Annotated in this window: 13 protein-coding genes and 1 riboswitch; of the genes, 9 read left to right on the plus strand and 4 right to left on the minus strand. The window is 62.8% G+C overall.

Going from position 1 to position 14,713, the window contains the following annotated elements; translation table 11 throughout:
• Positions 1-58: 58 nt before the first annotated feature.
• The 4 genes from PR017_RS14875 to PR017_RS14890 are packed head-to-tail and all read left to right on the plus strand — an operon-like array spanning position 59 to position 3,763.
• On the plus strand, positions 59-832 hold the full coding sequence (locus tag PR017_RS14875; protein WP_111219562.1) for a GntR family transcriptional regulator: 774 nt from the start codon (positions 59-61) through the stop codon (positions 830-832).
• A complete protein-coding gene (locus tag PR017_RS14880; protein ID WP_111219560.1) occupies positions 829-1,854 on the plus strand; it encodes an SIS domain-containing protein in 1,026 nt (341 codons plus the stop codon). Before PR017_RS14875 ends, PR017_RS14880 begins: the two co-directional genes overlap by 4 nt.
• Positions 1,854-3,038: an N-acetylglucosamine-6-phosphate deacetylase gene (gene nagA, locus PR017_RS14885; protein ID WP_111219558.1), complete on the plus strand. Its 1,185-nt coding sequence runs from the start codon at positions 1,854-1,856 to the stop codon at positions 3,036-3,038. The genes PR017_RS14880 and nagA overlap by 1 nt, the downstream gene beginning before the upstream one ends.
• Positions 3,035-3,763 carry an SIS domain-containing protein gene (locus tag PR017_RS14890; RefSeq protein ID WP_111219556.1) on the plus strand — a complete coding sequence of 243 codons (729 nt, stop codon included), beginning with the start codon at positions 3,035-3,037 and terminating at the stop codon, positions 3,761-3,763. The genes nagA and PR017_RS14890 overlap by 4 nt, the downstream gene beginning before the upstream one ends.
• A gap of 26 nt (positions 3,764-3,789) precedes the next feature.
• Here PR017_RS14890 and PR017_RS14895 read toward each other — a convergent pair whose 3' ends face one another.
• From PR017_RS14895 to PR017_RS14910, 4 genes are all read right to left on the minus strand, one after another.
• Positions 3,790-4,191 (minus strand): response regulator, encoded by a 402-nt coding sequence (locus PR017_RS14895; RefSeq protein WP_111220014.1) that lies wholly within the window; start codon positions 4,189-4,191, stop codon positions 3,790-3,792.
• Between the two features lie 191 nt (positions 4,192-4,382).
• The gene (locus PR017_RS14900; protein WP_111219554.1) at positions 4,383-6,209 is read right to left on the minus strand and encodes an ABC-F family ATP-binding cassette domain-containing protein; all 1,827 of its coding nucleotides are present in this window, start codon (positions 6,207-6,209) and stop codon (positions 4,383-4,385) included.
• A 3-nt stretch (positions 6,210-6,212) separates the two neighbouring features.
• Positions 6,213-6,863: a thiamine diphosphokinase gene (locus PR017_RS14905; RefSeq protein ID WP_111219552.1), complete on the minus strand. Its 651-nt coding sequence runs from the start codon at positions 6,861-6,863 to the stop codon at positions 6,213-6,215.
• Between the two features lie 72 nt (positions 6,864-6,935).
• The gene (locus PR017_RS14910) at positions 6,936-7,460 is read right to left on the minus strand and encodes a MarR family winged helix-turn-helix transcriptional regulator (RefSeq protein WP_425070000.1); all 525 of its coding nucleotides are present in this window, start codon (positions 7,458-7,460) and stop codon (positions 6,936-6,938) included.
• 113 nt (positions 7,461-7,573) lie between these two features.
• Here PR017_RS14910 and PR017_RS14915 point away from each other — a divergent pair, with 113 nt between their 5' ends.
• From PR017_RS14915 to PR017_RS14935, 5 genes are all read left to right on the plus strand, one after another.
• The gene (locus PR017_RS14915; RefSeq protein WP_111219550.1) at positions 7,574-9,115 is read left to right on the plus strand and encodes an MDR family MFS transporter; all 1,542 of its coding nucleotides are present in this window, start codon (positions 7,574-7,576) and stop codon (positions 9,113-9,115) included.
• A gap of 58 nt (positions 9,116-9,173) precedes the next feature.
• Positions 9,174-9,290, plus strand: a riboswitch (TPP riboswitch).
• Positions 9,291-9,338: 48 nt separating this feature from the next.
• Positions 9,339-10,367: a thiamine ABC transporter substrate binding subunit gene (gene thiB, locus PR017_RS14920; RefSeq protein ID WP_111219548.1), complete on the plus strand. Its 1,029-nt coding sequence runs from the start codon at positions 9,339-9,341 to the stop codon at positions 10,365-10,367.
• 9 nt (positions 10,368-10,376) lie between these two features.
• Complete coding sequence (gene thiP / locus PR017_RS14925; protein ID WP_111219546.1) at positions 10,377-12,011, plus strand: thiamine/thiamine pyrophosphate ABC transporter permease ThiP; 1,635 nt, start codon at positions 10,377-10,379, stop codon at positions 12,009-12,011.
• On the plus strand, positions 12,008-12,721 hold the full coding sequence (locus PR017_RS14930) for a thiamine ABC transporter ATP-binding protein (protein ID WP_111219544.1): 714 nt from the start codon (positions 12,008-12,010) through the stop codon (positions 12,719-12,721). Before thiP ends, PR017_RS14930 begins: the two co-directional genes overlap by 4 nt.
• A gap of 343 nt (positions 12,722-13,064) precedes the next feature.
• Complete coding sequence (locus PR017_RS14935) at positions 13,065-14,528, plus strand: M48 family metalloprotease (protein ID WP_240538977.1); 1,464 nt, start codon at positions 13,065-13,067, stop codon at positions 14,526-14,528.
• Positions 14,529-14,713: the final 185 nt, after the last annotated feature.

Below are 14,713 nucleotides of genomic sequence, written 5' to 3' on the forward strand. Positions count from 1 at the left end.
GACCGGCTGTACAAAGACGCCTTGCAAAGTGGTTCTACATAGGTTCTAATCCGAACCCATGGATAGAACCAGTTTGATTTCCGAACTGAACGGACGCGGCTTGCGGGATGCAGCGGCGAGCGGGCCGCTTTATAGGCGGTTGGCGATGGCGCTGACCGGGCTCATTCAGGAAGGGCTGCTGAAACCGGGTACTGCATTGCCGGCCGAGCGCGATCTCGCCGAGGGACTGCAACTCGGCCGCGTCACAGTACGCACCGCCTATCGCGACCTGCTGACGGCCGGCACCCTGGAGTCGCGGCACGGCAGCGGTACTTTCGTCTCGCAGAAGGTTGAGCGAATGGAACAGTCGCTCTGGCGCCTCTCCTCCTTCTCCGCCGATATGCGCTCGCGCGGTCGCTCGCCGGCGGCAAAAATCCTGTCCCGGAGCGTCTCCATGCCAACGCCCGAGGAGACCTTCCTGCTCGGGCTCGGCGTCGACGAACCGGTGCTGCGGCTCGACCGGTTGCGGCTGGCCGACGGACTGCCGCTCGCCATCGAACGCGCCGTCGTCCCGACACAGTTCCTGGCAGAAGACGCAGTCGGCGAGAGCTCTCTTTACGATGTCCTGACAGCCAACGGATACCGCCCGGTTCACGCCCTGCAGCGGCTGACTGCAGTCACCCTCGATCCATCATCGGCCGCCACGCTCGACGTCAAGCCCGGCGCCCCGGCACTGCTGATCGAGCGCATCTCGCGCCTGGCCGACCAGCGCGTCGTCGAATACACCAGATCGCATTATCGCGGCGACGCCTATGATTTCGTCGCAGAATTGAAAATTGGAGATGACCTATGACGCAATCCCTGATGCTGACCGAGGCCGGCCAGTCGCCTGATGCCGTGGCGACCTTGCTGGAGAAGGAAAAGTCGGTCTTCGCCGAAATTGCCCGGTTGTTTGCGGTAGCCAGGCCTTCCGTCGTCACCACGGCGGCGCGGGGCTCGTCGGATCATGCAGCGACCTTCTTCAAGTATCTGTTCGAGATCACTTGCGGCGTCCCCGTCGCCTCGATCGGCCCGTCGATCGCTTCCGTCTACAATGCGCCGCTGCATCTGAAGGGCGGCATTCATTTCACCGTGTCGCAGTCCGGCGGCAGCCCAGATATCATTTCCCTGCAGGCCGCCGCCAAGAAGGGTGGAGCAACGACGATCGCCGTCGTCAACGTCACCGAGAGCCCACTGGCGCGGCAAGCCGATATCGTCCTCGACCTGCATGCGGGCCCTGAAAAAAGCGTCGCTGCGACGAAATCCTTCATCACCGCGGTCGCTGCCCTGTCGGGCGTTACCGCTGCCGTCTCCGGCAACAGCGCACTGCAGGATGGCCTTTCGCGCCTGCCCCAGGCATTGGCAGTCACCGATGGCATCGATAGCGCGGCCGCCGAGGAGGTGCTGTTCGGAGCCAGCTCGCTCTACACCGGCGGTCGTGGCCCGGCATTCGCCATCGCGCTGGAATCCGCCCTGAAGGCCAAGGAGACGTCGGGCCTGCACGCCGAGGCATTCTCGCTCGCCGAATTGATGCACGGCCCGATGCGGCTGGTTCAGCCCGGCTTCCCGGTCGTTGCCTTCGCCCCGGACGACGCCGCATTTGCCAACAACGCCCAGGCTCTGGAGCGCCTGCAGAAGCTCGGCGCCACCGCCGTATCTTTCTCGACCACCCCGCTGCCGGGTATCAACCTCAAAATGCCGTCGACCGGAAACGGCCTCATCGACCCGCTGGTCTCCCTGCTCTGCTACTATCGAATGATCGAGCGGGTAACGCGCCGCAAGGGTTTCGATCCCGACAAGCCGGCTAATCTTCTCAAGGTGACGGAGACGATGTGATGGACTATACGGTCTTTACTGGCGCCCGCATCTTCGACGGCGACCGCTTTCACGACGACAGCGCGCTTGTTGTCGGCGGTGGCCGGGTGCAGGCTATAGCCGCCCGCAACAGCCTGCCGGAGGGCAGCGTGCGTGTGGAGCTAGACGGCGGCGTTCTGGCACCAGGCTTCATCGACGCACAGGTGAATGGCGGCGGCGGTCGGTTGCTGAATGAAGATCCGTCGCCGGCCTCCATGTATACCATTGCCAAAGGCCATCGCCGCTACGGCACGACATCCCTGCTGCCGACGTTGATCACCGACATCGGCGCTGCCACGACCCGGGCGATCGAAGCCGCCATCGAGGCTGTCAAAGCCGACCGGGGTGTCGTCGGCCTGCATCTGGAGGGCCCTCACCTGTCGCCGGCGCGCAAGGGCGCCCACCTGCCGGAGCTGATGCGGCCGGTAGAAGACAGCGACGTTACGACTTTCATCCGTGCCCGCGAAGCAATCGGCATGCTGCTGGTAACCATCGCCGCCGAGCAGGTGACTCCCCGCCAGGTACAGGCGCTGAACGAGGGCGGCGTCGTCGTCAGCCTCGGTCATTCCGATTGCACGGCCGATGTTGCGGACGCGCTTTTCGACGCCGGCGCACGTGGCGTCACCCATCTCTACAATGCCATGAGCCAGCTCGGCCATCGCAGCCCGGGTCTGGTCGGCGCGGCGCTCGATCATCCCCGTACGTGGTGCGGCATGATTGCCGATGGTCACCATGTCGATCCCCGCGCGCTACGCGTCGCCCTGCGCGCCAAGCGCGGCGAGGGCAAGCTGTTCTTCGTCACCGATGCCATGTCTCTGGTGGGTTCCGATGCCGACAGCTTCGAGCTGAACGGCCGCACTGTCTACCGTGAGAAAGGCGGCTTCTGCTCGAAGGTGGTACTGGCCGATGGCACGCTGGCCGGCTCCGACGTCGACATGGCCTCGACCGTGCGCTACGGCGTCGGCATGCTGGAACTGCCGCTGGCGGAAGCGCTGCGCATGGCAACATCCTACCCGGCCCGTTTTCTGCGCCTGAAGGACCGGGGGCACCTGTCGCCCGGTGCGCGCGCCGACATCGTGCACATCAATGACGACATCGAGGCGACCGCCACCTGGATCGGCGGTGCTGCGGCGTCTGTCGGGACAGGCCCGGAGACATCATCATGACCGCGATCACGGATGCCTATTTTCTGGAGGTGATCGAAAGGCTCAATGGCCTGCGTCAGTCTTTGGCCGAGCCTATGGCAAGGGCTGCTGCCGTCATCTGCGAGGCGGCGCGCAGCGACCACCGTGTCTATCTGTTCGGGACCGGCCATTCTCATATGCTGGCCGAAGAGGTGCATTATCGAGCCGGCGGACTGGCCATCACTGTGCCGGTGCTGGTCGGCTCGGCGATGCTGCATGAAGGTGCCGTTATAAGCTCGGTCTACGAGCGAACCCCGGGGCTGGTTCGACCTGTCCTGGAACGCTACCGGATGGAGCGTGGTGACGTTCTGATCGTCGCCTCCAATTCCGGCGTCAACGCCGCGCCGACGGAGGCTGCCGACTATGGCCGGGAAATCGGCGCCACCGTGATCGCCATCACCTCGCTTGCCTATTCCGCAGCCATAGCCAAAGGGCGCAGACGCCTCGCCGATATCGCCGATATCGTCTTCGACAACGGTCTGCCGCCGGGCGATGCGTTGGTCGATTTGCCCGGCACCGACCTGAAGGTGGGGCCGGCCTCGACTGCCATCGGCGCAACCCTCTTGAATGCAATTTTTGCTGAAGTTGCTTCACAGCTTTCCGGAGACGGCAATCCGCCGGTCTATCGCAGCGCCAACATGCCGGGGGCGAAGGAAATCAACCAACGCCTCGTTGACGTCTACAGGCCGCGCAACCCGCATCTCTGACGAGACGCTCTACTACCCACACACTCTCAGGCAGCAAAGACTTCCATATCAGGAGGAACTGCAGCCAATTGCCCGGTGAGCCGTCCCAACGCGTATTTCAGCGTTTGGGCCACCATTCCGGGCTGCACGGGCTTGCGCAAGACACCGAGGGTCCCATGGATTCCGCCGGCGACAGCCTCGGGGTTGGCTGTCATGAAGACGACGGCGATACCATATTGCTCGGCCAGCATGCGGCCGATCGCTGGACCCGTTGGCCCGTCGGAAAGATTGACGTCCACGAGCGCGATATCGGCATAGGGTGCAGCCGCCAGGGCCCGCGCCATAGTGCTGGCAATGGCTGCGACTTGCAGTCCATTGCTTTCCACCATGTCTTCTAGATCGAGTGCAATCAGCAACTCGTCTTCGACAATCAGCACTTTCCTGTCCATCGTCACATCCCTGAAGCCGGCCGGCACACCTTGGTGCGCCACTCGAAGCTTGCAAAAGCAAACACACTCTGCCTTTACGTCCTCACTTGAATGGTCGGATCAGACGAATGTTCCACGCGGAGACAAGAAATTTTCACATGACGATTTTTTAACCATAACAATCAATGCGTTCGCTTTTTTTATCACTGGCCTTATGAACCCATCTGCTCGCGAATCGTCTCGAGCTCCAGCCATTCCTCTTCCATTTTCGTCACCTTGCCGCGCAGCTTCTCGACTTCCTTGGCAAGCGCATTGAAAGTTGCTGGATCCTTGGAGAACAGCTTTGGGTCAGACATTCTCCGTTCCCGGGCGGCAATCTCGGCTTCGGCCTTGGCGATTTCCTTTGGAATATTTTCAAGCGCATAGGTCTGTTTGAAGGACATTTTTGCCTTGCCCTTGTTGCCGCCATGGCCACCATTGGAGCCTCCACCGACACGCGCCTTTTCGGCCTTGGCCGCCTTGCGCAATTCATCGGCGACGCCTTTGCGTTGTTCCAGCATATCGGAATAGCCACCGGCATATTCGATCCAGCGGCCGTCGGGCGCATCGGGGTTCATGGGCGCGATGGTCGATGTCACGGTGCGGTCGAGGAAGTCGCGATCGTGGCTGACGAGTATGACGGTGCCGGCAAAGCTGGCGACGGTTTCCTGCAGGAGGTCGAGCGTCTCGATATCGAGGTCGTTGGTCGGTTCGTCGAGGATGAGGAGGTTGGTCGGCCGCGAGAGGATGCGGGCAAGCATCAGCCGGGCACGTTCGCCGCCCGACAATTTGCGGATCGGCGTGCGCGCCTGTTCCGGCGCAAACAGGAAGTCCTTCATGTAGCCCGTGACGTGGCGCTGCTCGCCATTGACGATCAGGCTTTCGCCCCGCCCGTCGGTCAGGTAATGGGCCAGCGTCTCTTCCGGATCGAGGTCCTCGCGCTTCTGGTCGAGCGTGGCGATTTCAAGGTTGGTGCCGAGCTTCAGCTTGCCGCTATCCTGTTTCAACTGGCCCGTCAGCATCTTCAGCAGCGTCGTCTTGCCGGCACCGTTCGGTCCGACGAGACCGATGCAATCGCCGCGATGAACGCGGATCGAGAAAGGCGCGACGATGGTCCGCTCACCATAGGCCTTGGTGATCAATTCCGCCTCGATCACCAGCTTGCCGGATTCCTGAACGTCGGAAATGTTGGCGTTGACCGAGCCTTGTGGACCCTTGTGGCCGCGATAATCGGCGCGCATCGTCTGCAGATCGCCGAGGCGGCGCATGTTGCGCTTCCGGCGCGCGGTGACGCCGTAGCGCAGCCAGTGCTCTTCGCGCTCGATCTGCTTGCCGAGTTTGTGCTGCTCCAGTTCTTCCTGCTCAAGCACCGTGTCGCGCCAGGCCTCGAAGAAACCAAAGCCCTTGTCGAGGCGACGCGAGGTGCCACGGTCGAGCCAGACGGTGGCTGTCGAGACTTTCTCGAGAAAGCGCCGGTCATGCGAGATCACGACGATGGCGCTGCGGGTCTTCTGTAGCTCGCCTTCCAGCCACTCGATGGTCGGCAGGTCGAGATGGTTGGTCGGTTCGTCCAGCAGCAGGATGTCCGGCTCCGGCGCGAGCACCCGGGCAAGCGCCGCGCGGCGCGCTTCTCCGCCCGACAGGCTTTGCGGGTCCTCGTCGCCGGTGAGCCCCAGATGCGACAACAGATAGGTCAGGCGATAAGGATCGTCGCCCGGTGTCAACCCGGCCTCGGCATAGGCGAGAACAGTCTTGTGGTCGCCGAAATCGGGCGCCTGTTCGAGATAGCGGATTGTCGACGACGGATGCCGGAAGATCTCGCCGGATTGCGCTTCGACCATGCCGGCGGCGATCTTCAGCAGCGTCGACTTGCCGGAACCGTTGCGACCGACCAGCGAAATCTTGTCGCCGGGCTCGACCTGGAAATTGGCACCAGCCAGAAGCGGTGCGCCGCCGAATGAGAGAAAGATGTCGTCGAGTTTCAGAATAGGGGGGGCCAAGGGTCAGACTCCGGAAAGGTCATAGGGGCGGGCAAGGACGATGGCCCTGCCGCTCGAAAGGGAAAAGCGCACGATACCCTGCGCAACGTTGGAAATGGTGCGGGAGGCACCGAACGGCAAATGGAAACCGGCAAGCGGATAGCGGGCATTGTCGATCGACAGGCCATCCAGCGCGCTGAAGCCGGACACAGAAAACAGGCTACCGGCGGGAAGGTCTAGCTCCATGGCGCCGGCGATCAGCGGCACGGCCTCCTCCTCGCCGGAGGTCAACAGCATCGAGAACCCCTGCTCCGCCAGGCTGACGCCGTAGAGGAGCAGCGCCAGCGCATGGTCGGACCGCTCGCCTCCGAGAGCGCCGGCAAGTACCAGGCGACGGGCACCGCGACGGATTGCCTCCTCAATGGCAATCTCGCCATCCGTCTGTGCCTTGGCGGCAGGATAGGGCTGCCGAGGCACATCCGGAAAGGCCTCGCTAAGGTCGGCCGGGCTCGAATCGAAATCGCCGACCCACAGTTCCGGCACCACACAGAGCGCCTGCGCATGCCGCATGCCGCCATCGGCGGCGATGAAGCGACTGCCGGCGACTGCCGTCTTAAGCCGCTCCGTCAGATGCAGCGCCCCGCCAAGCAGGATCGTGAAGGTGGATGAACTCATGGGCCAAGCCCATAGCGCAAAGACCGGTCGCTAGGGAAGAGCGACAGTCTGTCATCCGTCAAATGGGCGCCTTTAGGTATCCGAATCCCGGTAGCGCGCCCGAAACGCATCCTCGAAGCCACCGATGAACTGATCGAAAAGCCGCGAAAAGGTCTGCATGTCGTCCTCGGACCAATCGGCAACGATATCCCCGATCAGCGCCCGCTTCTGCGCCTGCACCTCTGCAAGCAGCCGCTGGCCGAGCGCGCTCATCACCACGACGATGCGCCTGGCGTCTGCCTGCGATGCCTTGCGGCGCAGGACACCGCGCGTCACCATCTCGGCAACGATGCGGCTGGCCCGCGACGGATCGATGCGCAGGATCTCGGCCACCGCCCCGACTGTCACTTCGCCCCCCGCCTCGGCCCGCCTGATAGCATCGAGCACGTCGAGATGCGAGAGCTCAAGGTCCGGCGCCACGTTCTGGATTGCCAGCCGGCTGATCATCCGGCGTCCGGTCATCAGCCGCATCCGCGTCATCACCTGTCCGATGTGCTGGATATACGCCTCCTGCGCATCCATCGAAACCGGTTCGTCTGTCTTCAAGGTTACTGTCATTTCGCCACGGTAACAGATCATCGCGAAAAGTTGAATATGCAGAATGCATTCAAATGCGCTTGACAGATATATGCTATCAGCACATATAACGGCCATTCTGGATAGGAAGCCCTATGGATATGCACCTGCCGTCTGCGCCCCTCGTGGCGGATCCCCGTCGCCGGCTGATACTCTACCTGTTCCTGATGGTTGCCATGTTCATGGCGATGCTCGACAACCAGATTGTCTCGACGGCACTCCCGACCATCGTCGGCGAATTCGGCCATCTCGAGCGTTTCGGCTGGATCGGCTCCGCCTATCTCTTGTCGCTAAGCGCCGTCATGCCGGTCTACGGCAAGCTGGGCGACCTGTTCGGCCGCAAATATGTGATGATCACCGCAATTGCCATCTTCACCATCGGCTCCGCCATCTGCGGTCTTGCCGTGTCGATGAACACTCTGATTGCCGCCCGCGTTCTGCAGGGGCTCGGCGGCGGCGGTATCCTCGTGTCGATCTTCTCGATCAACGCCGACCTTTTCGAGCCCCGGGAGAGAGCCCGCTACCAGAGCTATTCCAGCCTCGTCCTGATGGCCTCGGGCGCCATAGGCCCGGTGCTTGGCGGCACGATGAGCGACCTGTTCGGCTGGCGCTCGATCTTTCTCGTCAACATACCGATCGGCTTTATCGTCCTTGCCGGCCTCGTCACCATGCTCCCCTACCGGAAACCCGCCCGCAAGCCGCAGATCGACTATGCCGGCGCCATCGTCCTGGCGATGACGACCACCTGCATCGTGCTTGCCGCTGACGGTACCCAGTTGTTCGGATCGCTGCTGTCTCCTGCAGTTCTCGCTATCATCGGATTCGGCATCGTCTGCGCCATTTCCTGGGTCTTCATCGAGCGCCGCGCCCCGGAACCGATCGTGCCGATGCAGTTGTTTCGCAACCCGACTTTCGGACTATTGCTGATCACCTCGCTCACCAGCGGCGCCATCGCCATCGGCATGGTCAACTATTTCGCGCTGTTCCTGCAGACGACCACTGGCCTTTCGCCCTCGGTTGCCGGCCTGTTGTTCATTCTCCTGACCGGCGGCATCGTCTGTGGCTCGCTTTCGGCCGGACGGCTGATCTCGGCCACCGGCCGCTACAAGCCCTTCGCAATAGGCAGCGCCGCCTGCAGCATGATTGCCTTTGCGGCCCTGTCGCAAGTCCATGCGGGCACTCCAGTCTTCGTCATTGGCGGACTGATGTTGCTGCACGGCATCGGCATCGGGCTTGCGCAGCAGGTTCCGGTCATCGGCATCCAGAATGCAGCCTCCAGCCGCGACATCGGAGCGGCCACTGGCGCCGTCACACTGTCGCGCATGGGCGGCGCCTCGATCGCCATCTCCATCTACGGCGCCATCATCGGCTCCCGACTGCTGCATGTCGGCCTGTCGATCCCCGGCATCAGCAATATCGAGGAAGTCACGCCGAAGATGATGGCGGCCTTGCCGGCTGCCACGCGCGAAGCCGTGGCCGAAGCCTACGCTGCCGCCTTCAACCCGCTGTTCCTGACGGCGGCGGGCATCTGCCTTGTCGGCCTGGTCACCGCACTTTGCCTTAAGAACGTCCAGCTACCGGGCGCAACCATTGCCAAGACCATCGACCCTGCGGCTGCGGCCCACGTCGCGGATTGATAAAGCTAGGGCTTCGCGCGGCCCCTTGCCATCCACCCCTCCCGCCGCTACATCTTTTCTCGCTCTAACGGGGTGCCTCATGTCCATCCGGACATCTGGCTGAGAGGCTTTCACCAGCCAACCCGCGGAACCTGATCCGGTTAACACCGGCGGAGGGATTAGACGCGCGAAATCAACAGCGCCTATTCTCCGTTTTAACGCGAACCAAGGAGGAGGCGCTTCGATGCCCACCCGATCTCTGACGACATTTATGGCTGGCCTTATTCTGGCGGCCGGCACGACACTTCTGACCGCTCATGCCAGCCAGGCGGCAGACAAGACACTGACAGTCTATACCTACGAGAGTTTCACCGCCGACTGGGGCCCCGGCCCCAAGGTCAAGGCGGCGTTCGAGAAGACCTGCGGCTGCACCGTCAACTATGTCGCCGTCACCGACGGCGTCGCACTCCTGTCGCGCCTGAAACTCGAGGGCAAGGACACCAAGGCGGACGTGGTTCTCGGTCTCGACACCAATCTCGTCGATGAAGCCAGGGATACTGGCCTGTTCGAGCCCGCCGACATCGACACGACGGCCGTGAAGCTGCCGGGTGACTTCAAGGACGACGTCTTCGTTCCCTACGATTACGGTCACTTCGCAGTGGTCTACGACACGCAGGTCATCAAGAACCCGCCGAAGAGCATGAAGGAACTGGTTGAGGGAGACCCGTCGCAGAAGATCGTCATCGAGGATCCGCGCACGTCTACACCGGGCCTTGGCCTGCTGCTTTGGGTCAAGTCGGTTTATGGCGCCAAATCCGCGGAAGCCTGGAAAAAGCTCAAGGGCCGCATCCTGACCGTCACCCCCGGCTGGTCAGAAGCCTATGACCTGTTCACCAAGGGCGAAGCGCCGATGGTGCTCTCCTACACGACGTCGCCAGCCTATCACATGATCGCCGACAAGACCGACCGCTACCAGGCGGCATCCTTCTCGGAAGGCCACTACATCCAGATCGAGGTAGCAGGCCTGACGAAAACCTCTGCCAACAAGGATCTGGCGCGCGACTTCCTGAAATTCATGATCACACCCGGTTTTCAGGACATCATCCCGACCAACAACTGGATGATGCCCGTCGCCGCCACCTCGGAGCCGCTGCCGGATGCTTTCGGCAAGCTCGTCGTACCTACCAAGACGTTCCTGATGAGCCCGGCCGAAGTCGACAAGAACCGCAAGGCCTGGATCGACGAATGGCTGGCCGCTACTAGCGGCAACTGATCGAGCGCTATGCTGACGACATCCGAGCGAGCAACGGCAGTGACCGGCGGGGCTATCAGCCTCGCCGGCATCCTGCTGTTTGTCGGCCTTGCTGTCGGCACGCTGCTCGCCGCCGGCATCGAGACGCAAGGCAACGCTCCCCTGCTCGATCCTTATATCCTGCGGGTCCTGCGCTTCACCTTGTTGCAGGCGACGCTCTCGACGGTGTTGTCGGTAACGCTTGCCATCCCCGTGGCGCGTGCCTTGGCCCGACAACGGAACTTTCCCGGCCGTCTCTGGCTGATCCGTCTCATGGCCGTGCCGATGGGGCTTCCGGTGCTGATCGGCGCCATGGGGCTTCTTGGCATCTGGGGCCGACAGGGCATCGCCAACGGCGCCCTGCAGACGCTTGGCCTCGCACAGCCAGTTAGTATCTACGGGCTTTCCGGCATTCTCATAGCCCATGTGTTTTTCAACCTGCCGCTCGCCGTGCGGCTGATGCTGCCGGGCCTCGAGCGCGTGCCGCCGGAATACTGGTTGATGGCATCCGGCCTTGGCATGCGTCCAGGCGCCGTATTCCGCTTCATCGAATGGCCTGTGCTAAGGGCGCTCATTCCCGGTATCGCTGGCCTGATCTTCATGCTCTGCGCCACCAGCTTTACCCTGGTCCTGATGCTCGGCGGCGGACCGGCGGCAACGACGATCGAAGTTGCCATCTATCAGGCGCTGCGGTTCGACTTCGACCCCGGCCGTGCCGTTGCACTGGCCTTGTTGCAGGTTGCGATGACCGGCGCCGTGCTTGCCGTGATGGCGCTGCTGCCGGCGCCAGACGATCCGGGCCCCGCAACCGGCAGGGCGCCACGCCGCCTCGACGGCCGGCAGCGTCTCGCGCAACTGTCCGATGGCACGGTGATCGCGACCATTGCGCTGTTCATCGGCCTGCCGCTGGTGTCCGTCGCCGTGGCCGGGATGGAGGCCAACCTCGCAAGGCTCGCCAGCCAGCCGGTCTTTCTGCAGGCGTTGCTGACCAGCCTTGCCATCGCGTTTTCCGCCGGCCTGCTCGCTGTCATCCTCTCGCTGGCAATCGTGCGCGCCCGCTATGCCATCTCGTCGGTGCGAAAAGGCACGACAGGCCTCCGCGCCTTTTCGGCGACGCTCGGTGCCGCCTCATCGCTTGTCCTCTTGGCGCCGCCGATCGTGCTGGCGACCGGATGGTTCATGGCGCTGCGTCCCTTCGGGGACCCGACCCGGTTTGCAGTCACCCTGATCGTTTGCATCAACATGCTGATGGCGCTGCCCTTCGTCATCCGCGTCGTCGAACCGGCCTTTGCCATTCACACCGCCCGCACCGGTCGGCTGGCAGCAAGTCTCGGTCTCACCGGCTTTTCCCGCCTGCGCCACGTGGATTGGCCCGGTCTGCGCAAGCCGCTGTTTACGGCGCTGTCCTTCGCCATGGCGCTGTCGCTTGGCGACCTCGGTGCGGTGGCGCTGTTCGGCTCCGGCAATATCGTCACCCTGCCATGGCTGGTCTATAGCCGGCTCGGCAGCTATCGCACCAACGACGCAGATGGCTATGCGCTGCTGCTGGGCCTGCTTTGCCTCGCATTGACGGTGGCCGGAACCGCAGGCCAGGCATCCCGTGCCGAGAAAGGCAGCAGGCTGTGAGCGCTCTCTCCGATCTTGTCCTGTCGGATGTGCGGTTGCGGCTGGGCGGCCACGATTTCCGCTTCGACTGTACCCTTCCCGCCGGCAAGATCATTGCCGTCACCGGCCCTTCCGGCGCCGGCAAATCGACCTTTCTCAATCTGCTGGCCGGCTTCGAGACGCCGGACAGCGGCCGCATCACGCTGAACGGCACCGATGTTACCGCAATGAGCCCTGCTGAGCGGCCCGTATCGCTGGTGTTCCAGGATAACAACCTATTTGCCCATCTCGACCTCTTTACCAACATCGGTCTCGGGCTCAGCCCGTCGCTGCGGCTCAGCGCCGACGATCGCGGGCGGATCTCAAATGCTCTTGTACGCGTCGGTCTCGATGGTTTCGAAAAGCGGATGCCGGGCACCCTGTCCGGCGGCGAACGGCAGCGCGCAGCCTTCGCGCGGGCGCTGATACGCGACCGGCCTATCCTGCTGCTGGACGAGCCTTTTGCATCCCTCGATCCCAGCCTTCGCGCCGGCATGGCCGACCTGCTGAGGGAGTTGCACCGCGAAACCGGCAACACGGTGTTGATCGTCTCCCACGATCCGCGCGAAGTGCGCCAGTTTGCCGACCATGCGGTGTTCATCGATGCCGGCGAAATCCGCCTGGCAGCCCCCCTAGATGGCTTTCTCGAGGCACACGGTCTGCCCACTTTACAGCGCTTTTTGCAGATTTGAGGCCATGATCACACGGCGGCACGACTTTTGCCGCAATTTCGGTGTTGCACGACAATGTAATCTCGAACCGATGCTTGCCAAAATGCAACGACGCCACAATTAAGCAGAGTCTCGCTATGCAACTAAGGCCTAAATCAGTTAGAGCAGTGGGAGCAGACCATCGACAAATGCGGCGCGAAAGCGCGGATGGATCTAAACCTCGAGCATGTGGGACGATGATCAGCGCGATCTTGCGACCTGCCGACATTAAGACACGACAAGCGGAACTGAAGTCCTGAAGCAGCCCGAGCGCATGGAACGAACGAGGACACGCTTGCGCCCTTCCAGGCTGCGCGGCGCTGCCATGTCGTGCCGGCGCTACGTCCTGCTCCTGGTGGCAGCGACAGTGCTGAACAGCTGCCAATCACTGATGGACCAGACATACCAGCCAAACGTCTCGCCATCCGCGAACCCGCAGATCGTCTCGGAGGTCCAAAAGAACGATCCCCGTGCCCAGATGGGCGCACGCGAGCATCCCCGCATCGTTGCCAGCTATGGCGGCGAATACAAGGACGCCAAAACCGAGCGGCTTGTGGCTCGCATTGCCGGCGCGCTTACCAGCGTCTCGGAAAATCCGCTGCAATCCTACCGGATTACCATTTTGAACTCTCCGGCGATCAATGCCTTTGCCCTGCCGGGTGGCTACCTGTACGTCACGCGTGGCCTGCTGGCGCTCGCAAACGATGCTTCTGAAGTGGCGGCCGTGCTCGCCCACGAGATGGCCCACGTGACCGCCAACCACGGTATCGAACGGCAGAAGCGCGAAGAGGCTGAGGTCATCGCCAGCCGTGTCGTCGGCGAGGTGCTGTCCAGCGACATCGCCGGCAAGCAGGCACTGGCGCGCGGCAAGCTGCGTCTGGCTGCATTCTCGCGCCAGCAGGAACTGCAAGCCGACGAGATCGGCATTCGCACGCTCGGCCAGGCCGGATACGACCCCTACGCCGCCGCCCGCTTCCTGGATTCGATGGAAGCCTACAGTCGCTACCAGTCGGCAAACTCCGACGCCGACCAGAGCCTGGACTTCCTGTCGAGCCATCCGAGCACCCCGCAGCGCATCGATCTTGCGCGCGAGCACGCACGTGAGTTCGGCGAACAGGGCAAGGTCGGCGACACCGGCCGCGACTACTATCTGAACGGCATCGACGGGCTGCTCTATGGCGACAGCCCGGAAGAAGGTTACGTTCGTGGCCAGGTGTTCCTGCACGGTGGTCTCGGTATCCGTTTCGAGGTGCCGCCGGAGTTCCGCATCGACAACAAGGTCGAGGCAGTGCTGGCGACCGGGCCCGGCGACATTGCCGTGCGCTTCGACGGCGTCGCCGACACGCAGAACCAGTCGCTGACAAACTACATCTCAAGCGGATGGGTCACAGGCCTGGATCCCGCAACCATCAAGCCGATGGTTGTCAACGGCATGGAGGCGGCAACGGCACGTGCATCTGCCGACCGCTGGGATTTCGACGTGACCGTCATTCGCGACAAGTCGCAAATATTTCGCTTCCTGACCGCAGTCCCCAAGGGCAGCGCGGCACTAGAGCAGACGGCCGATGTCCTCCGCGCCAGCTTCCGCCACATCACGCCGGCCGAAGCCGCGTCGCTGAAACCGCTGCGCGTCCGCGTCCTCACCGTCCAGCCGGGCGACAATATCACGACGCTCGCCTCGCGCATGATGGGGACCGACCGAAAGCTTGATCTCTTCAAGCTGATCAATGCGCTCCAGACAGGGTCGTCCGTCTCTCCCGGCGACCGCGTCAAGATCATCGCCGAATAACGTCACCGCCGCTGCCAACCGCATCGTGCACCTGAAATTTTTCAGGCTCCGGTGGGCTTGTTTGCGACAGAGTTCCGTTTGCTTTGGGCTGATGGCCAATGGCGATGCGTAGAAAGTCACGCAGCTCTGTCGTTATTGGCCGGGACTGAAACAGTTGCCCGACGGCAGGGTTCAGGACAGAGATA

The organism is Rhizobium tumorigenes, assembly GCF_003240565.2.
In the GTDB taxonomy this organism is placed as follows: domain Bacteria; phylum Pseudomonadota; class Alphaproteobacteria; order Rhizobiales; family Rhizobiaceae; genus Rhizobium; species Rhizobium tumorigenes.

Bases quoted from the DNA above. Each gene is read 5' to 3' on its own strand.
- nagA (WP_111219558.1), top strand. From the start codon at position 1,854: ATGGACTATACGGTCTTTACTGGCGCCCGCATCTTCGACGGCGACCGC.
- PR017_RS14890 (WP_111219556.1), top strand. From the start codon at position 3,035: ATGACCGCGATCACGGATGCCTATTTTCTGGAGGTGATCGAAAGGCTC.
- thiB (WP_111219548.1), top strand. From the start codon at position 9,339: ATGCCCACCCGATCTCTGACGACATTTATGGCTGGCCTTATTCTGGCG.
- PR017_RS14910 (WP_425070000.1), bottom strand. From the start codon at position 7,460: ATGACAGTAACCTTGAAGACAGACGAACCGGTTTCGATGGATGCGCAG.
- PR017_RS14915 (WP_111219550.1), top strand. From the start codon at position 7,574: ATGGATATGCACCTGCCGTCTGCGCCCCTCGTGGCGGATCCCCGTCGC.
- PR017_RS14905 (WP_111219552.1), bottom strand. From the start codon at position 6,863: ATGAGTTCATCCACCTTCACGATCCTGCTTGGCGGGGCGCTGCATCTG.
- PR017_RS14935 (WP_240538977.1), top strand. From the start codon at position 13,065: ATGTCGTGCCGGCGCTACGTCCTGCTCCTGGTGGCAGCGACAGTGCTG.
- PR017_RS14895 (WP_111220014.1), bottom strand. From the start codon at position 4,191: ATGGACAGGAAAGTGCTGATTGTCGAAGACGAGTTGCTGATTGCACTC.
- PR017_RS14880 (WP_111219560.1), top strand. From the start codon at position 829: ATGACGCAATCCCTGATGCTGACCGAGGCCGGCCAGTCGCCTGATGCC.
- PR017_RS14875 (WP_111219562.1), top strand. From the start codon at position 59: ATGGATAGAACCAGTTTGATTTCCGAACTGAACGGACGCGGCTTGCGG.
- thiP (WP_111219546.1), top strand. From the start codon at position 10,377: ATGCTGACGACATCCGAGCGAGCAACGGCAGTGACCGGCGGGGCTATC.